The sequence below is a fragment of the Candidatus Accumulibacter sp. ACC007 genome (genome assembly GCF_907163205.1).
In the GTDB taxonomy this organism is placed as follows: Bacteria; Pseudomonadota; Gammaproteobacteria; order Burkholderiales; family Rhodocyclaceae; genus Accumulibacter; species Accumulibacter regalis.
Genome location: NZ_CAJQUD010000009.1, coordinates 291,658 through 317,599, shown reverse-complemented (window position 1 = coordinate 317,599; position 25,942 = coordinate 291,658). Strand labels below are relative to the sequence as shown.

21 protein-coding genes are annotated in these 25,942 nt (G+C 65.9%); 12 read left to right on the top strand and 9 right to left on the bottom strand.

What is annotated here, in order from left to right:
- Window positions 1-510: 510 nt before the first annotated feature.
- Both QZ634_RS19165 and QZ634_RS19160 read right to left on the bottom strand, forming a co-directional pair.
- Window positions 511-783, bottom strand: a complete 273-nt coding sequence (locus QZ634_RS19165) for an insulinase family protein (protein WP_291991083.1) — start codon at window positions 781-783, stop codon at window positions 511-513.
- Window positions 783-2,795, bottom strand: a complete 2,013-nt coding sequence (locus QZ634_RS19160; RefSeq protein ID WP_291991082.1) for a M16 family metallopeptidase — start codon at window positions 2,793-2,795, stop codon at window positions 783-785. Before QZ634_RS19160 ends, QZ634_RS19165 begins: the two co-directional genes overlap by 1 nt.
- Before the next feature lie 429 nt (window positions 2,796-3,224).
- Between QZ634_RS19160 and QZ634_RS19155 the strand changes: the two genes are divergently transcribed.
- A complete protein-coding gene (locus QZ634_RS19155; protein ID WP_291991081.1) occupies window positions 3,225-3,503 on the top strand; it encodes a hypothetical protein in 279 nt (92 codons plus the stop codon).
- Window positions 3,504-3,538: 35 nt separating this feature from the next.
- On the opposite strand, the gene QZ634_RS19150 is transcribed toward QZ634_RS19155, so the two are convergent.
- Window positions 3,539-5,332 carry a SulP family inorganic anion transporter gene (locus tag QZ634_RS19150; protein ID WP_291991080.1) on the bottom strand — a complete coding sequence of 598 codons (1,794 nt, stop codon included), beginning with the start codon at window positions 5,330-5,332 and terminating at the stop codon, window positions 3,539-3,541.
- A gap of 260 nt (window positions 5,333-5,592) precedes the next feature.
- On the opposite strand from QZ634_RS19150, the gene QZ634_RS19145 reads away from it, so the two are divergent.
- From QZ634_RS19145 to QZ634_RS19115, 7 genes are all read left to right on the top strand, one after another.
- Window positions 5,593-6,357 (top strand): FadR/GntR family transcriptional regulator, encoded by a 765-nt coding sequence (locus tag QZ634_RS19145; protein ID WP_291991079.1) that lies wholly within the window; start codon window positions 5,593-5,595, stop codon window positions 6,355-6,357.
- A 70-nt stretch (window positions 6,358-6,427) separates the two neighbouring features.
- Window positions 6,428-7,906 (top strand): FAD-linked oxidase C-terminal domain-containing protein, encoded by a 1,479-nt coding sequence (locus tag QZ634_RS19140; protein WP_291991078.1) that lies wholly within the window; start codon window positions 6,428-6,430, stop codon window positions 7,904-7,906.
- On the top strand, window positions 7,906-8,976 hold the full coding sequence (gene glcE / locus QZ634_RS19135) for a glycolate oxidase subunit GlcE (protein WP_291991077.1): 1,071 nt from the start codon (window positions 7,906-7,908) through the stop codon (window positions 8,974-8,976). Before QZ634_RS19140 ends, glcE begins: the two co-directional genes overlap by 1 nt.
- 13 nt (window positions 8,977-8,989) lie before the next feature.
- Window positions 8,990-10,243 (top strand): glycolate oxidase subunit GlcF, encoded by a 1,254-nt coding sequence (gene glcF, locus QZ634_RS19130; protein WP_291991076.1) that lies wholly within the window; start codon window positions 8,990-8,992, stop codon window positions 10,241-10,243.
- A 50-nt stretch (window positions 10,244-10,293) separates the two neighbouring features.
- Window positions 10,294-11,964: an AMP-binding protein gene (locus tag QZ634_RS19125; RefSeq protein ID WP_291991075.1), complete on the top strand. Its 1,671-nt coding sequence runs from the start codon at window positions 10,294-10,296 to the stop codon at window positions 11,962-11,964.
- Between the two features lies 1 nt (window position 11,965).
- The gene (locus QZ634_RS19120; RefSeq protein WP_291991074.1) at window positions 11,966-12,268 is read left to right on the top strand and encodes a hypothetical protein; all 303 of its coding nucleotides are present in this window, start codon (window positions 11,966-11,968) and stop codon (window positions 12,266-12,268) included.
- Window positions 12,269-12,372: 104 nt separating this feature from the next.
- The gene (locus QZ634_RS19115; protein ID WP_291991073.1) at window positions 12,373-13,152 is read left to right on the top strand and encodes a protein phosphatase 2C domain-containing protein; all 780 of its coding nucleotides are present in this window, start codon (window positions 12,373-12,375) and stop codon (window positions 13,150-13,152) included.
- A gap of 29 nt (window positions 13,153-13,181) precedes the next feature.
- On the opposite strand, the gene QZ634_RS19110 is transcribed toward QZ634_RS19115, so the two are convergent.
- On the bottom strand, window positions 13,182-14,660 hold the full coding sequence (locus QZ634_RS19110) for a DEAD/DEAH box helicase (protein ID WP_291991100.1): 1,479 nt from the start codon (window positions 14,658-14,660) through the stop codon (window positions 13,182-13,184).
- Between the two features lie 144 nt (window positions 14,661-14,804).
- A complete protein-coding gene (locus QZ634_RS19105) occupies window positions 14,805-16,748 on the bottom strand; it encodes a DUF1631 family protein (protein WP_291991072.1) in 1,944 nt (647 codons plus the stop codon).
- Window positions 16,749-16,751: 3 nt separating this feature from the next.
- Between QZ634_RS19105 and QZ634_RS19100 the strand changes: the two genes are divergently transcribed.
- Together QZ634_RS19100 and QZ634_RS19095 are read left to right on the top strand one after the other, a co-directional pair.
- Window positions 16,752-17,147: a hypothetical protein gene (locus QZ634_RS19100; protein ID WP_291991071.1), complete on the top strand. Its 396-nt coding sequence runs from the start codon at window positions 16,752-16,754 to the stop codon at window positions 17,145-17,147.
- Window positions 17,144-18,181 carry an aldo/keto reductase gene (locus QZ634_RS19095; RefSeq protein ID WP_291991070.1) on the top strand — a complete coding sequence of 346 codons (1,038 nt, stop codon included), beginning with the start codon at window positions 17,144-17,146 and terminating at the stop codon, window positions 18,179-18,181. The genes QZ634_RS19100 and QZ634_RS19095 overlap by 4 nt, the downstream gene beginning before the upstream one ends.
- Before the next feature lie 18 nt (window positions 18,182-18,199).
- Here QZ634_RS19095 and QZ634_RS19090 read toward each other — a convergent pair whose 3' ends face one another.
- Both QZ634_RS19090 and QZ634_RS19085 read right to left on the bottom strand, forming a co-directional pair.
- On the bottom strand, window positions 18,200-18,634 hold the full coding sequence (locus tag QZ634_RS19090) for a hypothetical protein (RefSeq protein ID WP_291991069.1): 435 nt from the start codon (window positions 18,632-18,634) through the stop codon (window positions 18,200-18,202).
- A 128-nt stretch (window positions 18,635-18,762) separates the two neighbouring features.
- Window positions 18,763-20,067 carry a tetratricopeptide repeat protein gene (locus QZ634_RS19085; RefSeq protein ID WP_291991068.1) on the bottom strand — a complete coding sequence of 435 codons (1,305 nt, stop codon included), beginning with the start codon at window positions 20,065-20,067 and terminating at the stop codon, window positions 18,763-18,765.
- Between the two features lie 325 nt (window positions 20,068-20,392).
- On the opposite strand from QZ634_RS19085, the gene QZ634_RS19080 reads away from it, so the two are divergent.
- Window positions 20,393-20,788, top strand: a complete 396-nt coding sequence (locus QZ634_RS19080) for an MAPEG family protein (RefSeq protein WP_291991067.1) — start codon at window positions 20,393-20,395, stop codon at window positions 20,786-20,788.
- Window positions 20,789-20,886: 98 nt separating this feature from the next.
- Window positions 20,887-22,611, top strand: a complete 1,725-nt coding sequence (locus QZ634_RS19075; protein WP_291991066.1) for an ABC transporter transmembrane domain-containing protein — start codon at window positions 20,887-20,889, stop codon at window positions 22,609-22,611.
- A gap of 25 nt (window positions 22,612-22,636) precedes the next feature.
- Here QZ634_RS19075 and QZ634_RS19070 read toward each other — a convergent pair whose 3' ends face one another.
- A complete protein-coding gene (locus QZ634_RS19070) occupies window positions 22,637-24,247 on the bottom strand; it encodes a Na+/H+ antiporter (RefSeq protein ID WP_291991065.1) in 1,611 nt (536 codons plus the stop codon).
- A gap of 259 nt (window positions 24,248-24,506) precedes the next feature.
- The gene (locus tag QZ634_RS19065; RefSeq protein WP_291991064.1) at window positions 24,507-25,925 is read right to left on the bottom strand and encodes a PLP-dependent aminotransferase family protein; all 1,419 of its coding nucleotides are present in this window, start codon (window positions 25,923-25,925) and stop codon (window positions 24,507-24,509) included.
- Window positions 25,926-25,942: the final 17 nt, after the last annotated feature.

Genomic DNA, 25,942 nt, shown 5'->3' with positions numbered 1-25,942 from the left:
TCAGGCGCAGCCATCTTGGCAGCCTGGCCCGGTGAGCCGCGGTCGCCCGCGTCAGTTGCCTTTCCCTTGCGGCGTCGCCGGCGACGACCAGCGTCAGCTGCACGGGGTCGATGTACTGCGGAAGGCGGTGTTTGACCTGCTCCCGGAGTCAGCGCCATCACCCGCGTCTCGAAGTCCTTCGAGTACAGCCAGTCATGACCGAGGTCGAGCAGTGAAATCCAGCGTGCAGCCCACCGCGCTGTCCTGCGAGCGAGCGACCCGCGCGTGCTTCGAGGATTCCCTTCTTCGCCTCGGCGACCTCGTCAGCCGTGAAGCCGTCGCGGCGGGCGAGAGTCAGCTCCTCGAGGAAGGCCTGCTCGGCGCGAGCCAGGTTCTGTGGAGCGGCCATGGCGGGCAAAGGACCAGGTCGACAGATTCTCCCGCATTCCCATCGACAGCGACGAGCCCGCGCTGTAGCTGAGGCCGTCTTTCTGGCGCAAGCGATCCATCAGCCGGCTCGACAGTCCGCTGCTAGCCGCCAAATATGTTGTTCGCCACGTAGAGCGCGGGTGCGTCTTCGTCGTCGAAGCGCAGCGGCAGATCGAGACGCGCGCGCACGAAGCCGTTTTCCTTGTCGGGGGTGTCGATGGCGATGCGCTGCGCCGCCACTTCGCGAAACTCCCGATCGACGCGGGCGTAGGGTGATCGCGAGACGTAATCCGGAAAGAGCTGCCTGAGTTCCGCGGTGATCGCCGCTTCATCGAAGTCGCCGACGATGGCGATCTCACCGCGCGCAGTGCCCATCAGCTCGCGGTGATAGGCGACGACATCGGCGAGCGTCGTCGCCTGCAGCTGTTCGATTCGCTCGGCGAGTTGCGCGTGGTAGCGCGGGTCGCCAGGCGGGTAGGTGTTGAAATGAGCGGCCAGTGCGTCACTGGAGAGCATCTGCGGATCGTCGAGCTGAGCTTCAGTGCGGTCAGCGTCTGCCGTTTCAGTTCGTCGAACTCGCTCGCCGGGAAGGTCGGGTGTCTGAGCAGCTGCGCGGCCAGCCTGAGCGCTTCGGGTAACTCGTCGCGTCTGGTCTCGAATTGCGTCAGGCCACCGCGGATTTTCAGGCGGGTGAACTCGTCGGCGATTTGCTTGCGGGTCAGTTGCTCGCTGCCGCGGCTGAGCATGGCCATGGTCAGTGCGCCCGCCATGTCGCGATTGCGCAGCGAGTTTTCATCGCCCCAGCGGAAGCCCATCGCCACGTTGACCGTCTGGCCCCGATTCTTTTTCGCCAGCAGCGCAACTTGCAACTCGCCGACGCTCGGCCGCCGCGAGCGTTGGTTGATGTTCTCGTGCGAAGCGTCGAAGGCCTCGCCGGCGTCGCCCTTTTCGCTGGCCTTGTAGTTGGCCAGCAGCTTTGCCGCAGTTGGCGCCGATGGGATCTCGGCGCGCTGCGGCGAATCTTCGGGGATGAAGCTGCCAAGCACGCGATTGTCACGTACGAAGTACTTCGCGGCGGCCACATCGACCTGCGCCGGCCTGATCTGGTCGAGCTGGTCACGGGAGTAGAAGAACAGTCGCCAGTCACCGAGCGCGATGTACTCCGAAAGCATGACGGCGAATACCTCCGGGTTGGCCAGCGCGCGCTCGTAAGCGGTGCGCGCCTGTTCGACGGCGCGGCCGAGCTCGCTCTCGGTCGCCGGCTGGCGAGCGAAGCCGCCTTCGATGGCTTCGATCATCTTTTCGCGGACGCGGTCCAGCGATTCGCCCTTGTTGACCAGCGCGCCGAAAACCACGAAACCGGGCTCGCGAGCGTCGATGGTATAGGCGAAAACCTGCGCCGCCAGGCCCGGCTGAACCAGCGCCTGGTAGAGGCGACCATTCGGCGTGTCGCCAAGAATCTCGCCGGCCATGCTCACTGCGTCGGAGTCGGCGTGCAGGCTGGATGGCGTGCGATAGGCCAGGGTCAGCAGTTGCACCTCACCCTTGCGGCGGACGACGAATTCGCGCTCGCCGTCCGCCGTCGGCTCGACGGTCCATTGCTTGGCCAGCTTGCGCGTCGGCTTTGCCAGCTTGCCGAAGCTGGCGACAATCCATTTCATCGCCTGTTGTTCGTCGAATTTTCCGGCCACCGTCAGGACCGCGTTGTCGGGCTGATAGAAGTTCCGATAGAAGGTCTGCAGGTTCTCGATGCGGACGTTCTCGATGTCGCTGCGTGCGCCGATGGTGTTGTTGCCGTAGTTGTGCCAGTCGAAGAGAAGCGATTGCAGGCGTTTCATCATTACCCGGCTCGGACTGTTTTCCCCCATCTCGAACTCGTTGCGCACGACGCTCATCTCGCTATCGAGATCCTTCCTGGCGATGAACGAGTTGACCATCGCGTCGGCGCTCCAGCCAAGCGCCCATTTGAGGTTATCGTCGCTGGCCGGGAAGGTGACATAGTAGTTGGTGCGGTCGAGCCAGGTCGTGCCGTTGATCTGGAAACCGCGCGCCTTGAACTCCCTGGTGGGATCCGGAAAATTCTTCGATCCCTTGAAGATCAGGTGTTCGAGCAGGTGGGCCATGCCGGTCTCGCCGTAGTTCTCGTCGTGCGAACCGACCAGATAGGTCACATTGACCGTAGCCGTTGGTTTGGCGGTGTCCGGAAAGAGGATGAAACGCAGGCCGTTGGTCAGGCGATACTCGCTGATCCCTTCGACGGTACTCAGCTTTTCGACGCCCGCCGGCAGTTTCTCTGCCGTCGCTTGTCGGGCGGCGGCGCCCGCCGGTGCGAAGGCCAGTACCAGTGAAGACAGCAGGCACGCGGCTGCGCTTGTCCATCGGTTCATCATCATCACTCCACGACGTTTGCAGGGGGCTGCGTCAGATTGCGTGCACCGTCCGGCGACGTCGCCGTCGCTGGCCAGGCAGCTCAATTGCCGCACAGCTTGCCAGAAAGGGAACGGCCCGCACAGAGGGAGAGTCTGGGCGGGCCGGGTGCTGCGATCACTGCCGCGCGGGGAGGGGGAGGGGAGCGCAGCAGCGACAGGACGAAGAGTAGCGAATCGCCCGCCGACGATCTGTTGGAGCTCTGTCACTGTTGTGTAACGGCGTGTGATCCGCGCCGTTGCCGGCAAGGCATTTCGCGGCGACGGGCCGTGTCCTGCCGCCCTGTCTGCCGACGGCTCGTGCCAGCGCTTGCCTTGGGTTCGCCAAAGCTGGCATTATCCACGGCGACAGTGGCCGCATTGGCGCCACCACCGGAGAAGGAGAAGGCGATGAATCAGGAAGCGGAAGATCGGGGTCTGGCGGCAGTGGTTCTGGAACGTCTGGAAAAGGAACGCCTGCCTCGTGCCATCGATCTGAAAGAGAAGGTCGATGCGGGGGCGCGGCTTGACGACATGGACATCGCCTTTCTCGAGCGCGTTTTCGCCGACACGCAGGACCTCAAGCCGATGGTCGCGAGGCATCCGGAATATCACGCGCTGGCCGCACGACTGATCGATCTTTACGAACACATCACGGCGAAGGCCCTGGAAAACGAGAAGGCCGGCTGACCCACCGCTCGGCCGGCGTGGCGACTGCCGGCCGCTTATCGTGTGCTCGGCGCGACCGGCGGCTCGCCTGCCGACTCGCGCTCTTCCCCGCCCGCCGTTACCCCGCCGGTGTCTTCAGCCTCGTCGGCGACGCCGCGGCTGCCATCGCGCCCGCGCCAATGGCGAACGGCCTGGCGCATGGTCGGGAACGCGCGCTGCTGCAGTGCCTCGTCGGGGTGTTTGGTGGCCTTCAGCCATTGCTCGAATTCGACCTGTCTTCCCGCCAGAACCAGCGTGATGTCCTTCGCTGCCAGTTCGCTATCGAGTCGCCCCAGGGTGTCGATGCCGGTGATGTCGACGTCGGTCATGGCAATCATGTCCAGGACCACGCGTTCGACGGGTACCCGCTGGCGGGCGATCGCGCGATGCACTTCGGCACGGAAATGATTGGCATTGAAGAAGACCAGCGGGCCACAGAAGCGCAGCAGCAGCAGGCCGTCGATCGTCGCCGCGTCGGGAAACAGCTTGTGGTTGTAGAGCCCCGCCCGGCCGCGCACATTGACCAGTTCCTCGCAGTCCGGGCGCGCGACGCGACGGATGAACATCAGCAGGGCCAGGGTCACGGCGAGCATGATGGCCTTGATCGCCCCGAAAGCAAGTACGCCGAGCATGGTGATCACGCCGAGGAGCACTGCCGAGCGCTCGATCAACTGGTAGCGCTTGAAGACCTGGAAGTCGAGCAGGTGCCACGAGGCGAAGAGCAGGACGACCCCCAGTGCGGGTATCGGCAACCAGGCCAGCGATCCCGTTCCGACCAGCAGGAGCAGGGAAATGGCCAGCGCGGCGACGATGCTGACCATCTGCGTGCGACCGCCGTTGGCGTCACTGACCGCGGTGCGCGAATCGGCGCCGGTGACGGCAAAGCCCTGCGACAGCGCCGAGACAATGTTGGCCAGGCCGAAGGCAGCGAATTCGCGGTCCACGTCGATGTCGTAGCCGTTGCGCTCGGCGAAGCTGCGCGCGGTGAGCATGCCGCTGGTAAACAACACCAGGGCCAGTCCGGCCGCCGAGGCAGCCAGCTCGCCGACGACGTCGAGGTGCAGCTCCGGGATGACCAGCTCCGGCAAGCCGGCGGCCACCGGGCCGATCAGCGCGACGCCGAAGTTGTCGAGCCCGAACGCGAACGCCGCCAGGCCGGCAAGGGCCATGGTCACCAGAGACGCTGGAATGAGCTTCGTGTAGCGCGGCAGGAAGAACATCACTGCGGCGCAGCAGATTGACAGGACGACTGTCGGCCAGTGGGCGGTGAGAACCAGATGCGGGATTTCCATCAGCTGTTTGAAGAAGCGCGTGGCCTCCGGCTTGCTGCCGAGGACCTTGCCCACCTGACCGATCATGATCGACAGCGAGACGCCGTTGAGCAGACCGATGATGATCGGTCGGGCGAGGAAATCGGCGAGGCCGCCAAGGCGAAGAAAGCTTGCCGAAAGGCAGAAAATGCCGGTGAGCAGGGTGAGCGCGATGCTGTACGAGAGGTAATGGCCGCTGTTGCCCGCGGCCAGTGGCGCGATCACCGCCGCGAGCATCGCGCAGGTCGCCGCGTCGGGGCCGATGATCAGCTGCCGCGAGGTGCCGGCGAAGGCGTAAACGACCATCGGCAGGATCGAGGCATAGAGGCCGGTCGACGGGCTGAAACCGGCCAGTTGCGCGTAGGCGATGGCGATCGGGATGGCCACCGCGGCCACCGACAGGCCGGCGCGAATGTCATGTGGCCAGTCGGCGGCACGATACCTGACCAGAGGCATCAGTCCGGGCAAGAGGCGATTCAGATGATGAACGATGGCGGACATTCGGTTACCTCGGCGGTTCGTTTGCCTCCGCCAGCGGTGGCTTGCAGAGGGGCCCGGCACGGGCGCAGCGAGCGGGCGATTGTAGCAGAAAGGCCGAAACGGTCGAGCCGCCCCGCAACTCGGACCGGTACGCCGGCTACGCTCGGCGCCTGTTGCCGACCGTGCAGTCAATGTGCGGAAGTACTGGCGCCAGCCGCAGGTATTGCATCGGCCGCCGCTTGTAGTATTCTGCTGCAAAGTTGTCAGACAACTGGATTGCCATGCTCACCAATGAACTAAAGCGCATCGAGACGAAGAGAATTGTCCGCCGGCCTCGCCTCAGCGAGGAAGTGTCGATTGCCCTTGAAGGGCAGATCGCGCGCGGCGAGCTCAAGCCGGGTGAGCAGTTGCCGGTCGAGAAAGCGCTGGCCGAAACCTTTGGCGTCAGCCGTGCCGTGATTCGTGAGGCAGTGGCGCGCCTCAAGGCCGACGGTCGCGTCGAGACGCGGCAGGGCGCGGGCGCCTTCGTCGCCCTGGTGCCGAAAAGCCTGAATTTCAGGTTCTGGCAGGGAGACGGCCCGGCGCTGGTCGAATTGCGAGAGATCTTCGAGTTGCGGGCGATGATCGAAAGTTCGATTGCCGAACTTGCTGCCCGTCGTCGCCTGCCCGCCGACGTTGTCGCCATCGAGTGTTTCCTGCACGCCATGGACGACGCGCTGGCCAGCGGCAGCGATGGTTCCGAAGCCGACGACGATTTCCACCTGGCGATCGCCGCCGCCACCCACAACAGCTATACGCGTCGCCTGGTGGAATTCCTTGGCCGGCATTTTTCCGAGTCGCGTCGCCTGGCCTGGACCATGCCGGGTCGCAATGGCGTCTTGCCGGAGGAGGCACAGGCCGAGCATCGCCTGATTTTCGCGGCGGTTGCCGCCGGCGAGCCCGCACGCGCGCGCCGTCATTCCCACGAACACGTACGTTGCGCTGCCCGGCGCGTCGGTATTGTGTTGGCCGACGATCTGGTCAGCGGGCGAGCCGCCGAGCGCTGATGGGGCCTGCCCTCTGCGTGAGCACCGTGGCCTCGGCACATTTCTTCCCTTCTTGCTGCGAGGACTGCAGATGAGCATCGAGAGTAGCGTCGCCGATCGGCGTTTCACGGTTGACCGGCAGGCCTTGATCGCCAGCCTGCGCGCGGTACTGCCAGCGCAGGCGCTGCTGGTCGAGGAAGAAGAGATGCGCCCTTACGAGTGTGACGGCCTCACCGCCTATCGGCAGCTGCCGTTGATCGTTGCCCTGCCGGCCGACGAGGCGCAGGTGCAGGCGATCCTCAAGGTCTGTCATGCCTTGAAAGTGCCGGTGGTGGCACGTGGTGCCGCGACCGGCCTTTCCGGAGGGGCGACGCCGCACCGGGACGGGGTTGTCGTCTCGCTGGCCAAGCTCAAGAAGATCATCAGCGTCGACCCGGTGGCGCGTACGGCGGTCGTCCAGCCCGGCGTGCGCAATCTGTCGGTCTCCGAAGCGGCTGCGCCGTACGCGCTCTACTACGCGCCCGATCCCTCCTCGCAGATCGCGTGCACGATTGGCGGCAACGTGGCCGAGAACGCGGGTGGCGTGCATTGCCTGAAGTATGGCCTGACCGTGCACAACGTCATGCGTGTGCGCGGGCTGACCATCGACGGCGAGATCGTCGAGTTCGGCAATGCCGCCCTGGACGCCCCCGGCTACGACCTGCTGGCGCTCATCAACGGCTCCGAGGGCCTGCTGGCGGTGATCACCGAGGTGACCGTCAAGCTGACGCCGAAGCCGGAACTGGCGCAGGTGGTGATTGCGTCGTTTGGCGACGTGCGGCAGGCGGGCGACGCGGTCGCCGGCATCATTGCCGCCGGCATCATCCCGGCCGGGCTGGAAATGATGGACAGGAAGGCGATCCACGCCGTCGAACCCTACGTCAATGCGGGTTACGACATGGACGCCGCGGCAATTCTGCTCTGCGAGTCGGATGGGACTCCCGAAGAGGTTGCCGAAGAGATCGGCCGGATGACGGCGGTTCTCGAGAAAAGCGGCGCCTCGGGGATTCGCGTTTCGCAGGATGAAGCCGAGCGCCTGCGCTTCTGGGCCGGGCGCAAGGCGGCGTTTCCGGCGGTCGGGCGGATGACGCCCGACTACCTGTGCATGGACGGGACGATTCCGCGCAAGCGTCTGGCCGAGATGCTCGACGCCATCAACAGCCTGTCGGAGAAATATGCCTTGCGTTGTGCCAACGTTTTTCACGCCGGCGACGGCAATCTGCATCCGCTGATCATGTACGACGCCAACCAGCCGGGCGAACTCGATCGAGCGCTGGCCTTCGGCGCCGCGATCCTCGAACTGTCGGTGAAGTTCGGCGGCACGATCACCGGCGAGCACGGCGTCGGTATCGAAAAGGTCGACGTCATGGCCGAGCAGTTCAGTCTGGCCGAAATCGCTGCCTTTCACCGTCTGAAAGCGGCCTTCGACGAGCACGGGCTGCTCAACCCCGGCAAGGGCGTTCCGACGCTCGCCCGCTGCCGCGAGTACACCCTGGCCCGCGTCGGCAGCACCACTTCACCGAGGTCGTGATGGAAGGATTGATCGACAACTGGATCGGTCGCGTCGCCGACGCGGCGAGTGCCGGCCGCAGCCTGGCCATTCGTGGCGGTGGCAGCAAGGCCTTCTACGCCTGCCCGGAGCAGGGCGAAGTCCTCGAAGTCAGCGGCCACCGTGGCATCGTGGCCTACGAACCGACCGAGTTGGTGGTCACCGCGCGTGCCGGCACGCCGCTGCGCGAACTGGCGGCGGCGCTTGCCGAGAAAGGGCAGTGGCTGCCCTTCGAGCCGCCGCACTTCGGCCCCTCGGCGACCGTTGGCGGGATGTTCGCCGCTGGCCTCTCCGGACCTCGTCGGCAGGCCGTCGGTGCGCTGCGCGACTATGTTCTTGGCGTCAAGGTTCTGAATGGTTCTGGCGAAGTGCTCTCCTTCGGCGGGCAGGTGATGAAGAATGTTGCCGGCTACGACGTCGCCCGCCTGTTCGCCGGCAGCCTCGGCACGCTCGGCATCGTGCTCGAGGTATCGCTCAAGGTGCTGCCGCTACCCGTTGCCGAGAAGAGCCTGCGTTTTTCCATCGACGAGGCGTCGGCACTGGGCAAACTCAACGCTTGGGGTGGCCGGCCATTGCCGATTTCGGCATCGGCCTGGCACCAGGGGGTGCTGACGCTGCGTCTTTCGGGGGCCGCTGCTGCGGTCGCCGCCGCGCAGCGACATCTCGGCGGTGAGGAACTGGCCGCTGGCCTGGCGACAGCGTTCTGGGAGTCGCTGCGCGAGCAGACCTACGCCTTCTTTGCCGGAGAAGAGCCGTTGTGGCGTTTGTCATTGCCGTCTGTCGCGCCAGCGCAGCCGCTTCCCGGCTCGACGCTGATCGAGTGGGGCGGCGCACAACGCTGGTTGCGCGAGGGCGACGGACGGGCGATCCGGGTTGCGGCGGCAAAGGCCGGTGGGCATGCGACGCTGTTTCGCGCTGACGATGCCCTGAAGGCTTCGGAAGGCGTTTTCCAGCCGCTGCCGGCGCCGCTGCTGCGGATTCATCGCCAGCTCAAGCGCGCCTTCGATCCGCAAGGCGTTTTCAACCGCGGCCGGATGTATCCGGGATTATGAGAGTGCGCTGACCATGCAAACCAATCTTGCCGATTTCATCAAGGACACGCCGGCCGGGCGCGAGGCCGACGCGATTCTGCGCTCCTGCGTGCACTGCGGATTCTGTACCGCGACCTGCCCGACCTTCCAGTTGCTCGGCGACGAGCTCGACGGGCCGCGCGGGCGGATCTATCTGATCAAGCAGATGCTCGAAGGGCAGGCGGTCAGCGAAACGACACAGCTTCATCTCGATCGCTGCCTGGGTTGCCGCGCGTGCGAGACAACCTGCCCGTCGGGCGTTCGCTATCACCGCCTGCTCGAAATCGGCCGCGAGGTCATGGAAGAGCGCGTGCCGCGGCCGCTGGCCGTACGCGCGACGCGCTTCCTGCTCTGCGAAGCCTTGCCGCGGCGCTGGATCTTCAGGCCGGCGGTGGCCATCGGCCAGTTGATGCGCCCCCTGCTGCCCGCGGCGCTGGCCGAAAAGGTGCCGATGGCCGCGGGCGGGGCTGCCAGGCCGTGGCCGCGGCGCGCCGGGCACAAGCGCCGGATGATTGCCCTGGCCGGTTGCGTGCAGCCGATCCTGACGCCGAACACCAACGCCGCGACGGCACGCGTTCTCGACCGCCTGGGGATCGAGTTGATCGAGGCGCCGGCGGCCAACTGTTGCGGCGCGCTGCGCTACCACCTGCACGCGCAGGAGAAGGCGCTCGACGACATGCGGCAGGTGATCGACGCCTGGTGGCCGGACGTCGAGAGCGGTCGTGTCGAGGGCTTCGTGATGACCGCCTCGGGTTGTGGCGAGCACGTGCGCGAGTACGGCAAGCTGCTGAAAGGCGATCCGGTCTACGCCGACAAGGCCGCCCGGATCGCCGCCATGACGCGCGACGCCTCCGAAGTGCTGGCCGCCGAGCAGGAGCCGTTGGCCGCCTTGCTGCGCCAGGCCGGTGCCGATACCGGCGAGCGTGTCGCCTTCCACTCGCCCTGTACGCTGCAACACGCGCAAAAGATTCGCGGCGTCGTCGAGGCCTTGCTCACGGCTGCCGGCTATCGGCTTTCGCCGGTCGCCGATCCGCACCTGTGCTGCGGGTCGGCGGGGACCTATTCGATCAGTCAGCCGGTGCTTGCCGGGCAGTTGCGCGACAACAAGCTGGCGGCCATGAACGCCGCTTCGCCGGCGCTCCTGGTGACCGCCAATATCGGCTGTCAGACGCATCTGCAGAGTGGCAGCAAGATGCCGGTGCGGCACTGGATCGAACTGATCGATGAGCGTTTGAACGTCGGCGCCTGAAACGGTCACTCGGACACTCGGGCCGGCGGCTCTGCCGAAATGGGGAAGCCATGGAAATCAATAGTCTGAGCGGCGGCTACGCGGCGCTTTGCGAGAACTTTCGCTGGCAGGTTCCGGAGACCTTCAATATCGCGGTCGATGTCTGTGGCCGCTGGGCTGCCGAGCGCAGTCGCTTCGCGCTGTACTACGAGGATGAAAGCGGCTTCACTTCGGCGCACACCTTCTGGGACATTCAAGGCCAGGCCAACCGGCTGGCCAATGTCCTCGCCGCACTCGGCACGCTGGCCGGTGATCGCGTCGCCATCGTCCTGCCGCAATGCCCGGAAACGGCGATCGCACATGTCGCCACTTACCAGATGGGCGCGCTGGCGGTTCCGCTGTCGCATCTGTTCGGACCGGACGCCCTCGAATACCGGCTTGGCGACTCGGGTGCGCACGTGGCCATCGTCGATGCAGACTCGCTGCCGAAATTGCTCGCCCTGCGCGACCGCCTGCCGCAGTTGCGGCACGTGATCGGCATTGGTGCGGCGCTCGGCAACGGCGTAAAGCCGTGGGCAGAAGTCCTCGAGCACGCCTCTCCGCGTTACACGCCGACGCTTACCGCCGCCGACGACCCGGCGATGATCATCTACACCAGCGGCACCACCGGCAAGCCGAAGGGCGCGTTGATGGCGCACCGGACGCTACTCGGCAACCTCAGCGGTTACGCCTGCTCGCATGACTTCTTCCCGCAACCGGGCGACATGTTCTGGTCGCCGGCCGACTGGGCGTGGACCGGCGGTCTGTGGGACGTGCTCTTGCCGACCTGGCACTTCGGAATGCCCTTGCTCGCCTACAAGGGCCGTTTCGACGCCGGCAAGGCGTTTTCGCTGATCGAGAAGTACGGCATCCGCAACACCTTCCTTTTTCCCACCGCGCTGAAGATGATGATGAAGGCCGTTCCCGAGCCGCGAGCGCATTACGATCTCGATCTGCGCAGCATCATGAGCGCCGGCGAGCCGGTCGGCGAAGCGGTCTTCCACTGGGCCAGTGAAAAGCTCGGGGTGACGATCAACGAGATGTTCGGGCAGACCGAAATGAACTACGTCGTCGGCAATTGTGCGTCGCGCTGGCCAGCCAGGCCCGGCGCCATGGGCCGCGCTTATCCGGGGCACCGCGTGGCCGTCGTCGATGCGCAGGGCACCGTACTGCCGGCGGGCGAACTCGGCGAGGTCGCCGTGCATCGCCAGTGCAACGGCGAGGCCGATCCGGTGATCATGCTCGGCTATTGGCAGAATCCGCAGGCGACGGCGGAGAAGTTTGTCGGCGACGGCTGGGGGTTGACCGGCGATCTGGCGAAAATCGACGAAGCCGGCGACCTGTGGTACCAGGGACGCGCCGACGATGTCTTCAACAGCGGCGGCTATCGCATTGGCCCGGCTGAAATCGAGAACTGCCTGCTCAAGCATGCGGCGGTTGCCAATTGCGCGGTCATCGGTATCCCGGACGCGCTGCGGGGAACGCTGGTCAAGGCCTTCGTCGTCCTGCAGCCGGGTGTAATGGGATCGCCGACCCTGGTCGACGAACTGCAGCGGCAGGTGCGGCAGCATCTGGCTCCCTACGAGACGCCGAAAGCGATAGAATTCGTCGAAGCGCTGCCGATGACCACCACCGGCAAAGTGCAACGGTGCGTGCTGCGGGCTCGCGAAGCGGAAGACAGGAGCAGACGGGAAGGGCAATGACTTGAGCGAAGGGCTGGAACGAACGGCGGCAACCGAGCAGGAGCGGCGGCGCCAGCTCGACTTGCGGACGGCGTTCGACGCGGCCTTCGTGATGATCGAGCCATTTTTTGATCCGCAACAGGGCTGGGCCGGACAGTCGCTCGAACTGCTGGCCTATCGTGTCCTGCGCGAAAACTTCCCGGCGCTGAGCAGTGACGAGGTGCATACCCTGGTGGTTGCTGCCCACCGCGTATTTATCGAGCGCCATCCAGAGCACAGCAGTCACTTGCCTCGCCCGAGCGAGCTTCGACGGGTGAATTTCTAGAACAACAAGGCCGACCGCCGTTTGCTGTGCCGGCCTCCGCGTGCCTCGTCAGGCACTCCGGCCAACGATGGTGTCGCGTGTGACCGTACGGAAAGTCCTAGTCAATGGCAATTTCTATCGATGCCTGCGTTGCCCAGCATCAGGGTGACCGCCGCGAGCAGCAGGACCGCGTAGCGATCCTGCCGCATCCGCGTGGGGGTGGCGTGGCGTTGGCCGTCGTCGCCGACGGGATGGGTGGGCATACCGGGGGTGTGCTCGCCGCGCAGCAGGTGGTGCACACGGCGCGCGACAATCTCGAGCGTTTTTCCGCACGTTCAGAATCGGCGCGCGTACTGCTTGAATCGAGTATCAACGAAGCGCATATGCTGATCAAGGCGTCGCGCTTCATCAACGAGAAAGATCCGCACAGCACGGCAGTCATGCTGCTGCTGCAACCCGGAAAGGTCAGCTGGGCGCACTGCGGCGACAGTCGCTTCTACCGTTTTCGCGGCGACAGCCTGATCTTTCGCAGCACTGACCACTCCTACGTCGCACAACTGGTGGTGCAGGGAAGGGTGACCCCTGAACAGGCGCTCGTCCATCCCCACCGGAACATCCTGCTGACTTCGCTGGGTGGCGTCGATGCCCCCAAGATCGCTTTCGGCGAAGCCGACGATCTGCAGGGCGGCGACACCTTCCTGCTCTGCTCCGACGGCCTGTGGGGCTATTTCACCGACCAGGAACTGGCGTGGGTGATTGACGGCGCGTCGTCGGCGCGGGAAGCGTCCGAATTGCTGATTGGCCGTGCGCGCGCGATGGGCAACGGCGACGGCGACAATATCTCGCTGGCCATTCTTAAATTGGTCGAAGCGCCGCCTGCCCTGTCTGGTGGCGGGGACGGCTGAGCGTGTTCAACCGGCTCGGCGGCGGGGCTTCACTCGCGCCCGAGTCCGCCCAGTAGCGCGGCCACCGCGCGGCGTCGTTTGTGCGGATGCTCGCCGCGGCCCAATGCTTTCGCGGCCTCGCCATCGACCGCTGCGGCGACCGGACGCGGTTCGGCGCTTTCGTAGGGCTTGCTGAAGTCGAAACCGTCGGCAGCGATATGGCTGGGGCGTCGGCTGGCGCCGGGCTTGCCGACGCCCTTGCGTGGCGCATTCCGGTCGCTCGCTCGCTCGCTGCGCGCTGCCTCTGGTGAAGCCGGCGCAGGTGCGGGTGGGGCAGGATTGCGGCGATGGCGATGTTTGTCGCCGGGCGGGTAGGTGTAGTCGTATTCAGGTTCGAAGCCGGCGATGATCACCTGCTCGACCTTGATCTTGATCAGTCTTTCAATATCGACCAGATACGGCACTTCACTGGCCGAGACCAGCGAAATCGCCGTGCCGGCCTTGCCAGCGCGGCCCGTGCGGCCAATGCGATGGATGTAGTCTTCCGGCGTTCGCGGCAGTTCGAAGTTGATCACGTGCGGCAACTCGTCGATATCGAGTCCGCGGGCGGCGACGTCGGTCGCCACCAGGACCAGCACAGAACCGTCCTTGAACGCTTCCAGCGCCTTCAGTCGCTCCAGTTGGCTCTTGTCGCCGTGGATCGAGTCGGCGGCAATTCCGGCGCGCTGCAACTCGCGTGCGAGACGGTTGGTTTCAACCTTGGTGCGCGTGAACACCAGAACCTGGTTGAAATCCGACGAGCGCAGAAGCTTGACCAGCAGCGCACGTTTGGCTTCGCTGGCCACCGGATGGACGCGGTGAGTGATGGTCTCGGAGACGGTGTTGCGCTTGGCAACCTCGATCAGTTCCGGCGACTTGAGCATCTTGTCGGCCAGCTTCTTGATCTCTTCCGAAAAAGTCGCCGAGAAGAGCAGGCTCTGGCGTTGCTGCGGCAACATGTTGATGATGCGGGTGACATCGGGGATGAAACCCATGTCCAGCATGCGGTCGGCTTCGTCGAGGACCAGCGCCTGGACGCTGTTGAAGTGCAGGCACTTCTGCTCGACGAGATCGAGCAGGCGGCCAGGCGTGGCGACCAGTACTTCGACGCCGCAGCGAATTTCGGCGATCTGTGCCTTGATGTCGACGCCGCCGTAAACGCAGCAACTCCTGATCGGTACATGCCTGCTGTACGTTTGCACCGATTCATGGACCTGGATCGCCAGTTCGCGCGTCGGTGCCAGCATCAGTACGCGCACCGGGTGCCGGGCAGGCGAAGGGCTCGGGCTGGCGAAGGGGAGAATGCGCTGCAGCAGGGGCAGGGTGAAAGCGGCGGTCTTGCCGGTCCCCGTCTGGGCGCCGCCCATCAGGTCTCGTCCGGCGAGAACGACGGGTATCGCCTGCGCCTGGATCGGTGTTGGCTCGCTGTAGCCCTGGTCGGCAATGGCGCGCAGCAACTCGGGCGCCAGGCCGAGGTCAGTGAAGCGGATGGGTGAAGCCTTCGGATCAGTCAAGTCAGTCAACGCTCGAACACAGAAAAACGAAATTATACATTGATCTGCGGCGGGCCCCGAGGTGACGGTGGCGGCTGCGGGGAGCGAACGACTGGCCGGGTTGCGCGGCGCGGTGCTCAGTCAGTCGAGAAGACGCAGGGCGTGTTCGGCAGCGCTGTCGAAGGTGGCCACCCCGGAGACGACTTGCGCGCGGCCCGCGCGCACCTGCTGTTCGAGGAGCGCGCTCGGTAGGGCGACGGCGTAGCCCCAGACGGGGTTGAAAAGGAGCACCGTGTGCGACGACGGACTCTGCCAGCAGCACAGACCACAAAGTGGCTCCTGCTCCCGATCGGGCAGCGAGAAGCGCAGCCAGTCGCCAACCTGGCAGCTACTGCTGGCGGTGGCGGCGCGGGCCGTGGCCTCGTGTTCGTCCGCCTGGGCGAGGTAGTGAACCTGCAACTCGCCGCTGCCGAGCGTGCACGCCCCACCCTTGGCCGCCGGGCCGCTCTCCGGCCTGCTCTGGCTTCGCCGCTCCAGCGCCAGCCCTGCCTCCCTGGTCTTTTCCTGCGCCTGGCCGCGCAGCGCGGCCGTTTGCAGGTCGAACAGGCGGTTGAGGAAAGGAAGCCTTTCGGGGCCGGAAATCCCGATTCCATCGAGCCCGCTGCCGATGCGCTTGATCAGCGACGAGGCCATGCCGGCAAGGTGCTTGCGTTCTTCGTTGGTCTGCTTCGGCTGCACGCTCCAGATCAGCTCTCCTCCCGTCGCGCTGTCCTGTTGCCAGCGTGCACCCTCGGTGCCACCCTCCTGGGCCGCAGCCACCATCACGCGCACCCAGTAACGTTCGAGAAAGGCGGCAATTTCGGGTGAGCGTGTGCGCGTCAGGCTGGCGCGCAGCCATGTCTCGGCGGCCTGCTGGGCGGCGATTGCCTGTTCATGCGCGACGACCAGCCGAATAGGGCCGGCCGCGGCCGCGCGCACCGCCTGGTCACCTTCGTTGACCAGCGCGTCGAGTTCGGCGAGTGCCTTGCCAAGTCCATCGCCGCTTCCCTCGCGCGAGTCGCGGAGCGCACTGGCGATGGCGGCGATCCGCTTGCACAGCGGATGATCCACGCCCGTATTCAGGGGAAGCCCGACGGCCGCGCGGGCCATGCGATTGATCAGCAGGCGGGCCGGATGCTGGTTGTTGGCAAATAGGGTCGGATCGACGATGGCCTGCTTCAGGAGGGGAATCTGCAGGCGTCCGATAATTCCCTTGACCGCGTCGGGGATGTCCGCGGATTCGAAAATGGCTTCGAAGATCAGCGCCATGGTGTCGAGCGTGAGGGCCTCGGTCCTGCCCAGCGGTACGTCGAAATCGCTCGACTTCAGAGGGCGCGGCGCGGATGGCGACGATTCGTCGTGGCCGGCGGCGGGTGCCGATGCCGAGCGCAGTTCGAGGGCCGTCAGCCGTTCGAGCAGGTCCTTCAACATGTACGCCGCGGCGGCGTCGTCGAGCAAGGGATTCGCCGCCTCTGCCTGGCCATCGGCGGCGACGAAGTGGCCGCCAGCTCCCGCTTGCAGCAGGCCGCTGCGGTGGCGCAGCACGTCCTGGAGCAGCAGCAGCGCATTCGTGGCGGGCTGCGTGCTGGCGCTTGCCGCTTGCCCGCCCGCCGGCCTGACCGGTGACGCGACGTTGGCTGCGTAGTGCGCCTGCGCCGGCTCGACGCCCAGTTTTGTCAGCAGCTCGTTGATCTCGGCATACAGCGCCGGCAAACCGTGGCACAGGAGATCCTCGACCCGGTCGAGCATGGCGAAGGTCTGCTCGATGCTGCCGTCGTACTGCGCACAGAGCGCCGCGAGGCCTTCGCAAATGGCTTCCGGGCCCACCGGATTGTTATCCGGTCCCATCGTCGTGCGATCCAGCAAAGTCAGGTAGAGCGAACGGCTGCGCCATAGCTCGCGGCCGCCGGCATCACGCAGGTGGGTGGCGATTTCACGTAGCCGAATGCCCACTTCGAGGTCATCGTCGCCCATCAGCGTCAGACGCGAGGCGGTCAGGCTTGCAACCTGATCGAAGCCATCAAGCGGGTTGGCCGATGCCAGCACATCGTGAGCGTCGCCGACTTCGCGGCTGAAGGCGTCCAGGCTCGCCGAGATATTGCCGCCTGCTTCACTGACTATTTTTCTGAGCCGCTGCTGGAAAAGGTTCCTGCTGGCGAGCAGAACCTGCGCACGATAGTCGTTTGCAGGCGTTGGCGGAGGCGGCGGGTGTTGATCTGGCATATATTGCTGGGCCGTTCGGTCGCTGTTCCGGTGGAAATCAGTGGGCGGTGGCGATTGAGTGTATCGTATCCGGCGCGCCACGACCGCGAATGGCGCAGGTTTTATGGCGGGATTATAGACGAGGATGACCGAGGTCTGGTGCTCGCGGCTGCCGGCGGTGGTGGTCGCGGCGTTGACCTCGTCGTCCTGGCGATGGGTACACCGCAAAGGGAGGAAGCATGAACAACAGGCAGCTTGGCAATAGTGCTCTGCAGGTGTCCGAGATCTGTCTCGGGACAATGACCTTCGGGGAGCAGAACAGCGAGCCCGAAGCGCATGCGCAGCTCGACCGCGCCTTTGCTGCCGGGGTCAACTTCATTGATACCGCCGAAATGTATCCGGTGCCCCCGCGGGCCGCTACCTGTGGCAGGACCGAAGAGATCGTCGGCAACTGGCTGGCCGGGCAGTCGCGGCAGCAGGTGATCGTTGCCAGCAAGGCCGCCGGACCGTCGCGCGGCCTGAACTGGATTCGTGGCGGCCAGTTGGCTTTCGACCTGACCAGCCTGCGTGCCGGGGTCGAAGCTTCGTTGCGCCGTTTGCGTACCGACTACGTCGATCTCTACCAGTTGCACTGGCCGGCGCGCAATCAGCCGATGTTCGGCCAGTGGCAGTACGATCCCGCCAAGGAGTACGAGTCGACGCCGATTCTGGAAACCTTGCAGGCGCTGGCGACGCTGGTGCGGGAAGGCAAGATTCGCTACTTCGGTCTTTCCAACGAGCACCCCTGGGGGGTCATGGAGTTCGTCCGCCTGGCGCGTGAGCACGATTTGCCACGGCCGGTCTCGCTGCAGAATGCGTACAACCTGCTCAACCGGGTTTATGAGAGCGGGCTGGCCGAGGTCTGCCAGCGGGAAAACATCGGCCTGCTGCCGTACTCGCCGCTCGCCTTTGGCACGCTTTCCGGAAAGTATCTGGTCGACGCGAACGCGGCAGGCCGGATCACGCAGTTCGCCGGCTTCGGTCAGCGCTACGCAAAAATCAACGTCGTACCGGCGGTCGCTGCCTACGCCGACCTTGCCCGCCGGCACGGGCTGACGCCGAGCCAGCTGGCCCTGGCTTTCGTTTACTCACGCTGGTTTTCGGCCAGCACGATCATCGGTGCGACGAGCATCGCGCAGCTCGACGAGAATCTCGGCGCCCTGGCGGTGCACTTGTCGGCACCGTTGTTGGCCGAGATCAACGAGCTTCATCTGCGCTACACCAATCCCGCGCCTTGAGGCGGCGGCAGCCGGCGCTCAACGGGGACTGCCGGCCTGCCGCTCGCTGCCGGGGTCGGCGTCGCTCTTGTCGCTCGCTGCGGCTTTCGCTTCGTCGCCAGCATCCGTTGCGGGCGGCCTTCTCTTCTTCCTGCCGGGAGGCTGTGGCGGCGGCAGTTGCGGCTCGACGGTATCCAGCTTGTTCTCGCGCATGTAGCTGTCCATGTCACGCCAGCCCTGATAGATGGCGGCCTTTGGCAGCCACGAATAGATCGAGTAGCAATCCTCGATGGCGCGCCCCGACTGGCGGCAGCCGCCTCCGACCGCCTGCCCCTCGGCAGCGAGCCGGGCAGCCTTGGCGACAGGTTCTTCCAGCCCCAGTTTTTCCTTGACCATGTCACAACCGCTGCTGCCGAAAAGCAGCGGGCCGGCGAGCAGTAGGATGCGTAGCGGGCTGCGCAGCGGATCGAACACGGAACTCCCTGAATGATGGCTTGGCAATGGCACATTCTACCCATAAACGCGCGTGCCCGTATTCCGCCAGCGTGAGGCTGCCGGCAAGCGTCGGCCAGGCCTGGCTCGGCCTGGCCGCGGTGGCGAGTTCAGGGAATGAGGCGAGCGAGCATCCTGGTGCGCTTCTTGTGTTTGAGCTCCCTGGCCAGGCTGGCGATCAACTCGAGTCGCTGCGGACCGAGATCGCCGGCAAAGGGGTTGATCCGGGCGCGCACATCCTCCATCTTCACTGCATCCCGCCGCAGGCGGAGCTGCCGGTAGATGGCGGCCAGCTGGCTGGCCGCGGGAAGGGCCGCCTCGGCCGTCACGCCGGGAGAGCTCAGCGCGCGCAGGAAGCAGGTCGCTGCCCCGACAAGGTCGCCGTCATTGAGCATCGCCTCGCCGCGCAGACTCCACGCGCCCGCTTCGAAGGTGGGCGTCAGTCCGACCGCGATAGCCTCGCCGAAAACCGCGTTCGCCCGCTCCCAGTCGCCCAGTCGGAGTGCAGCCATGGCGTCATGGAACTGCAGGTGGCCGGCGCCCGCTTCGGGTTCGACGCTGGCAAAGCGTGTTGGCTGGTGTGCTGCACTTACCCGCGGGATGTCCAGCGCCGACGAGCTGTCCGCGTGGCTGCCGCTGCGTGTGCCGTTTGCCAGGCGGTGGCGGCGCCATAGCCGTTGCAAGGCGACGCCGCCGACCAGGGCCAGCGCAGCCAGGACCAGCGCGGTCCACAGCAGTGGCGAGGAAATCGCCCGTCGCCAGAGCGGCGGCACTGACAGCGAAGGCGCGAGTGATGCGGCGGAGTCAAGCGGGTCGCTGGCCGCCGCTTCGGATTCGGTAGGGGGCCTGGTGCCGACGGCGAGCGGAATCGTCCGTTCCGCGAAGCGCCAGCGCAATGGTGCCGGCGGCGTATCCGGCAACTCGAACACCATGCACAGCTCGAGACTGGGGGCTCGCGTTCTGAGAAACAGGGGGCCATTGGCATCGCTCTCGCGCAGAATGGCGATTTCGCTGCCGGCGCCCAGCTTGGCGAAGGTCTCGTTGCCGGCGCCGATCGGGGCCCGCAGGTAGAGGCAATTCGTCCTGACCACGCCGACAGCCAGCAATTCTGCCCCTATCGGCACGTCGCCGGGTCCGGCCAGGAGGCCGGCAGTTGCCAGGCTGCTTGGTCCGAACGAGCCGTCACCCGCGACCTTGAGGGTGGCGCGTACTTCAAGGAAAGTACCTCGGTTGCGCGGCCTGCGCTCAAACCACTGGCCGTCTATCAGTTGCTTGAAAAACGGCACCTCGGTAACCGTCGCGTTGTCGATTTGCCAATCGTTCTCGGCTTGCTCCTGCTCCGCGGGCAGTGCGGCAATGCTTGCCAGCAGTAGCAGTGCTGTCACGGCGTGGCGAAGGAGATGCTTGGTTTTCATGCTCATTGGGTCCGTGGGTATGCTGTCGTCGGAGTACATGAGGAGTCAGTGATAAATGCCTCCAGGTGCGTCTGATTTTTGCCAGAACGCTCGCCCAGACGGCGCAAGGTCCAATGCTGCGCTGGCCGGGCAAGGCGGGAAGCCGCCATTTTCAGGCCAATTCACCTAGCGTAACGTGACGCAGTTTACGCGAAAGCGGATACCCTTGGTCGCAGAATCAGGTTGCGCAGGCCAGCGAACGGCTCGCACGAGCGCGCACAGCGGCCCGGGAACGATGCTCACGGGGTATAGTGTGCGTCGCGCTGCTGCTGATCGATAAAAAACCATGACTGCCTACCCCGGACCCAGCCTCCTTACTCTCGCCTGCTCGCTGCTGCTCTTCGCCTGCACTGCCTACGTCGGTCGCTGCCGGATCAAGTTTGCCATCAAGGCGCCGGCGACCAGCGGTCACCCGCAGTTCGAGATCGCCTATCGTATTCAGATGAACACGCTCGAGAATACGGTCGCCTTTCTGCCTGTGCTGTGGGTCTTTGCCCTGAACACCTCTGAGTTCTGGGCAACCCTGCTCGGCAGCGCCTGGTGGCTGGCCCGGGTCTGGTATGCGCTGGCCTACGCGCGCGACCCGAAGACGCGCGGCGCGGGCTTCGGACTGTCGATGCTCTGCTTCGCGGCGCTCGGGCTGGGCGGCGCCTGGGGAGTTCTGCGCGGGCTGCTCGGCTGAAGCCGGACGCCTCCGGCGAGCGCTCCGCGGCCACTCCAGACGGCGCGCAGCCTGCGGCAGGGCCGAGGCTGCGGCCGCTACGCGCGCTGCTGCCCTACGTGGCACCGTATGGTCGGCAGATCGCTGTCGCCCTGCTGCTCCTGCTGCTCGCGGCCGCGGCGACCCTGACCCTGCCGTTTGCCGTGAAGCTGCTGGTCGACGGCGGCTTGGCGGCGCCACCCGGCAGCGAGCCTGGCCAACGCATGGCGGCGATTGGCGAGCATTTCCTGTGGCTGTTCGCGGTGGCCGTGGTGCTCGGCGTGGCCACCGCGGCGCGCTACTACATGGTCAGCTGGATCGGCGAGCGGGTAACCACCGACCTGCGCCAGGCCGTCTATGCGCACGTGCTGCGGCAGAGCCCGCAATTTTTCGAGACGCTGAAATCGGGCGAAGTGCTCTCGCGCCTGACCACCGACACCACGGTGATTCACAGCGCCGTCGGTTCGAGCATCAGCATGGGGCTGCGCAACGTCGTGCTCCTGGCCGGCGGCCTGACCATGCTGGTCAGCACGACGCCGCGGCTGATGCTCACCGTCGCCGGGATCATCGTGCTCTTCGTGCTCCCGGCGGTGCTCATCGGCCGGCGCGTGCGCAAACTGTCGCGTGCCAGTCAGGATCGCATTGCCGATACCAGTGGCATTGCCGGCGAGATTCTTAACGCCATTTCGATTGTCCAGAGCTACACCCAGGAGGAGGCCGAAGCGGCGCGCTTCTCGGCCGCCAACGAGAAGGCCTTCGTGACCTCGATCCGGCGTACCGCGATGCGTTCGGCATTCACCGCCTTTGTCATCATCGGCGTTTTCGGCTCGCTGCTCTACGGCTTGTACGGTGGCGTTCAGGCTGTACTCGCCGGCCAGATGAGCGCCGGTCAGCTGAGTCAGACGGCGCTCTACGTGATGCTTGTCGCCGGCAGCGTGGCGGTGCTCGCCGAGGTCTGGGGAGATCTGCTGCGCGCCTCGGGGGCGACCGAGCGGCTGATGGAATTGCTCAGCCTGCGCTCGCCGATTGCCGAGCCGGCGGCGCCGGTCGCGTTGCCAGCGCCCGCCGGCGGACTGTGCGTCACCTTCGAACAGCTGCGCTTCGCCTATCCATCACGGCCGGGCCAGCCCGTTCTGCAGGGCCTCGACCTGAGCATAGCGGCCGGCCAGACGGTGGCCCTGGTGGGTCCGTCCGGCGCCGGAAAAACGACCGTCTTCCAGTTGCTGCAGCGTTTCTACGACGTCAGCGAGGGCGCCATTCGCATCGACGGCATCGACCTGCGCTGCGCGCGCCTGGACGAACTGCGCCGGCGCATCGCGGTGGTGGCGCAGGAAGCGGTGATTTTCTCGGGCAGCGTCGCCGAGAATATTCGCTACGGTCGGCCGCAGGCCAGCGACGAGGAAACCCGGGCTGCCGCGGCTGCCGCCTTCGTCGACGAATTCGTGCAGCGGCTGCCCGAGGGCTACGCCACCTTCGTCGGCGAGCGCGGCGTTCGCCTGTCGGGCGGGCAGCGGCAAAGGATCGCCATCGCGCGTGCCATTCTGAAGAACGCGCCGCTGCTCTTGCTCGACGAAGCGACGAGCAGCCTTGACGCGGCAAGCGAGCGCGTCGTGCAGGCAGCGCTGGAAGCGGCGATGAGCGGCCGGACGACGATCGTCATCGCCCACCGCCTGGCCACCGTGCAACGCGCCGACCGCATCATCGTCCTCGATCACGGGCAGGTGATAGACGCCGGCACGCACCTCGAACTGGTCGAGCGCGGCGGCCTCTACGCACGGCTGGCGGCGCTGCAGTTCGCCGTCTGAAAGGGTTGTTCGGGGCTGCCTCTGGCTAGCCGCGGTCGACGCTGATCATGGACACCAGTTCGCGTTCGTCGAGTTCCGCTTCGATGATGCGCAGGGTTTCGTCGTTGATCGCGTCGACGGCGTGCAGCTCGTGCAGGCGCTGCCGTTCGGCACTGATGGCTGCCAGTCGCAGTCGTCGGCGCAGGGCGATGTGCGTCGCGCGCAGCGAAGCGTGCCCGGGGTCTCCTTCGTGCAGCTCGAGCTTGCCACGGTAGCGGCTGAGGAGCTGCTCGACGAAGGCAATATCCTCGCGGTCGGTGAGCTCGCTGGCAACGTCGGCGACGGCAGCGAGCGCTGCCCGCGCGATTTCGGCGCGGGCGGTGCGTTCCTCGTTGGGGCTGTCTTCGTCGCTGTTCAGAGCGAGCTTGCGGATCAGCCAGGGTAGCGGCACGCCGTTGAACGCCAGGGTCAGGATGATCGTCGCCGCCGCCAGAAAGACGACCAGGTCGCGCTCGGGAAAGGGCGTTCCGGCGGCCACCACGGTCGGTATCGAAAGCGCCGTGGCCAGCGTGATCGAGCCGCGTACCGCCGCCCAGCTGACCAGCAGCAGGCGTTTCGGGTCGGGCCCCATCGTGCTGCCGGTCCACCCCCAGCTTAGACGATAGCGCAGGTGCGCAGAGGTCCACACCCAGGCGATGCGCAGCGCCATCAACAGCGCCCACAGAACCAGGGCATAGAGCACCAGATCGAGGGGCGCGAAATCATCGACGCCGCTCAGCATGCGGCGCAACTGCAGACCGAGCAGAACAAACACCACGCCGTTGAGGACGTAGGACAGCATCCGCCAGACCTCACGGGCGTGCTGGCGGGCGTCGGCGGTCAGACCTTTCACTTCCTGGCCGCTGGCCCACAGTCCGGCGGCCACCACCGCTAGGATTCCGGAAACGTGCAGCGCCTCGGCGGCAAGGTAGGCCCCGTAGGGTATCAATATCGTCAGCAGCGTCTGCAGCACGGGGTCGCCGGCGTGCAGACGAATCAGCCGCTGCCGTAATTCGCGCCCGACCCACTCGACGGCGATGCCGATGATGATGCCGCCGCCGGCCAGGTGTACGAAGTTGCCGGCTACCGCCGTCGACGAGAACAGCCCGGTCGCTGCCGCGGCGACGGCGAGCTTGAAAGCCACCAGTCCCGACGCGTCGTTGAGCAGGCTTTCGGCATTGACGATATGCACGATGCGCGCCGGCAAGGGGAGCAGCTGGGTGGTCGCCACGGTGGCCACGGCGTCGGTCGGCGAAACGATCGCCCCGAGCGTGAAGGCCACGGCCAGTGGCATCGCCGGGATCAGCCAGTGCATCACGTAGCCGACGACGACGACGGTCAGAACGACCAGGCCCAGCGCCAGCAGCAGCACCGGCTTGAGCGTATGCACGAAGTCGCGACGCGGCAAGACCCAGGCATCGGCAAAGAGAATCGGCGGGATGAACAGGAGCAGGAACAGCTCCGGATCGACTTCGACGCTGCCGAGTCCGGGCAGGAACGAGGCCACCACGCCGACGACCACCAGCAGGATCGGCAAGGGCAGTGGTGTCCAATGGACGAGCGCACCGCCGACGGCGATGGCCAGGAGAAGAAGCAGGCTGAGTTCAATCAGAGGCATGCGCGATTGTAGCCCACCTCTATGACAAAGGCGAGCATGCGAATGCTCCCGGACGTGAGCGCTCGCGACCACTCGACGCGGGCGGATTGCGGCCCTTATCCGGTCGCGCTTGCGCTCGCGGAAGATGCCGTTGTCGCTGGCTTCCCGGTATCTGCCGCCGGCCACTCAGGGCAGCGCTGCGCGTGGCGGTGCCGTCGCTGGGCAGGCCATCGGCACTCCCGGCCTTCCTTGTCGAGCGGTAACGCGTTTGTGGGTGGCCTCACGACGCCAGTAACTCGCCGAGGCGGCGAACGGCGTCCTCGATCGCCGGCGTATGCGGGTTGCCGCAGTTGAGACGCAGGCAGTTGCGGTACATGCCGCTGGCCGAGAACAGTTCGCCCGGCACATAGGCGACGCCGGCAGCAATGGCGCGGTCGTAGAGGGCGGTGGTATCGACCTTGTCGGGCAGTTCGACCCACAGCACGAAACCGCCGAGCGGCTGCGTCATCCGCGTTGCCGGCGGGAAATGCCTGGCCACCGCCGCGCGCATGGCGTCGACCTGGCGCTCGTAGATGCGGCGCAGGCTACGCAGGTGTCGATCGTAGGACCCCGATTCGAGGTACTCGGCGACGACCAGCTGGGTGATCGGATTGGTGCCACCGCTACTCACCGTCTTGTGCAGCGCGACCTGTCGCCGATAGCGGCCGGCAGCGACGAAACCGAGGCGCAGCGCGGGTGACAGAGACTTGGAAAACGACGAGCAGAGGAGCACGTTGCCGGCTTTGTCGAAGGCCTTGATCGGGCGCGGCGGCTTGCTGCCAAAGTACAGGTCGCCGTAGATGTCGTCTTCGATCACCGCCACGCCGCGTTCGGCTGTCAGCTTCGCCAGTCGGCGCTTGTGTTCGTCGGGCATCATGCTGCCGAGCGGGTTGCTGGCGTTGGGCACCAGCAGACAGGCGCTTACCTGGCCGTCGCGGGTGGCCAGATCGAGCGCCTCGATCGACAGGCCGGTGCGCGGATCGGTCGGGATCTCCAGCGCTTTCAGGTCCAGTGTTTCGAGCAACTGAAGCATCAGGTGGTAGGTCGGAGACTCGACGACCACCGTGTCTCCGCGCTGGGTCACCGCGCGCAGGCACAGTCCCAGTGCTTCGGTGCACGAGTTGGTGATGACGAACTCGTCGGCCGCCAGTGGTCCGGCCCAGCCGACCGAGCGCAGCACCAGCTGACGGATCAGCGCCGCTTCATCCATATTGATGTGGCTGGCGCCTTCGAGCAGCCGCGGGTGACGCCGCGCGACGCTGCCGTAGAGCCGCTGCAGCGCCCCCAGGGGCAGCAGGGTGGACGCGGGCAGGGCGGCGCCCAGCGGCGCCACGCCCGGCCTGCCGCCCGTCTGCAGTACGCGTATCAGGCGTTGGCTGACATCTACCGGGACGGCTTCTTCGGGGGTCGAGCGTGCGTTCGGCTGCTCGTGTGGCGCGGGTGCATGGCGGACGAAATAGCCGGATTGCGGTCGTGCCTCGACGAGCCCGCGGTCTTCGAGCTGATGCAGTGCCTGCAGCACCGTCGACACCGACAGCTGCCGCTCGCGCGACAGGCGCCGTACCGACGGCAGGCGTTCGCCAGGGCGCAGATTGCCACCGGCGATGATGCTGCTCAGATCCTCGGCCAGTCGTTCGTAGCGCAGAAGTTCGTGTTCCATCGGCCCCACCAATACAG

Excerpts from the sequence above, each read along its gene's own strand:
- QZ634_RS19165 (WP_291991083.1), bottom strand. The coding sequence starts at position 783 with ATGGGCACTGCGCGCGGTGAGATCGCCATCGTCGGCGACTTCGATGAA.
- QZ634_RS19160 (WP_291991082.1), bottom strand. The coding sequence starts at position 2,795 with ATGAACCGATGGACAAGCGCAGCCGCGTGCCTGCTGTCTTCACTGGTA.
- QZ634_RS19155 (WP_291991081.1), top strand. The coding sequence starts at position 3,225 with ATGAATCAGGAAGCGGAAGATCGGGGTCTGGCGGCAGTGGTTCTGGAA.
- QZ634_RS19150 (WP_291991080.1), bottom strand. The coding sequence starts at position 5,332 with ATGTCCGCCATCGTTCATCATCTGAATCGCCTCTTGCCCGGACTGATG.
- QZ634_RS19145 (WP_291991079.1), top strand. The coding sequence starts at position 5,593 with ATGCTCACCAATGAACTAAAGCGCATCGAGACGAAGAGAATTGTCCGC.
- QZ634_RS19140 (WP_291991078.1), top strand. The coding sequence starts at position 6,428 with ATGAGCATCGAGAGTAGCGTCGCCGATCGGCGTTTCACGGTTGACCGG.
- glcE (WP_291991077.1), top strand. The coding sequence starts at position 7,906 with ATGGAAGGATTGATCGACAACTGGATCGGTCGCGTCGCCGACGCGGCG.
- glcF (WP_291991076.1), top strand. The coding sequence starts at position 8,990 with ATGCAAACCAATCTTGCCGATTTCATCAAGGACACGCCGGCCGGGCGC.
- QZ634_RS19125 (WP_291991075.1), top strand. The coding sequence starts at position 10,294 with ATGGAAATCAATAGTCTGAGCGGCGGCTACGCGGCGCTTTGCGAGAAC.
- QZ634_RS19115 (WP_291991073.1), top strand. The coding sequence starts at position 12,373 with ATGGCAATTTCTATCGATGCCTGCGTTGCCCAGCATCAGGGTGACCGC.
- QZ634_RS19095 (WP_291991070.1), top strand. The coding sequence starts at position 17,144 with ATGAACAACAGGCAGCTTGGCAATAGTGCTCTGCAGGTGTCCGAGATC.
- QZ634_RS19085 (WP_291991068.1), bottom strand. The coding sequence starts at position 20,067 with ATGAAAACCAAGCATCTCCTTCGCCACGCCGTGACAGCACTGCTACTG.
- QZ634_RS19080 (WP_291991067.1), top strand. The coding sequence starts at position 20,393 with ATGACTGCCTACCCCGGACCCAGCCTCCTTACTCTCGCCTGCTCGCTG.
- QZ634_RS19070 (WP_291991065.1), bottom strand. The coding sequence starts at position 24,247 with ATGCCTCTGATTGAACTCAGCCTGCTTCTTCTCCTGGCCATCGCCGTC.
- QZ634_RS19065 (WP_291991064.1), bottom strand. The coding sequence starts at position 25,925 with ATGGAACACGAACTTCTGCGCTACGAACGACTGGCCGAGGATCTGAGC.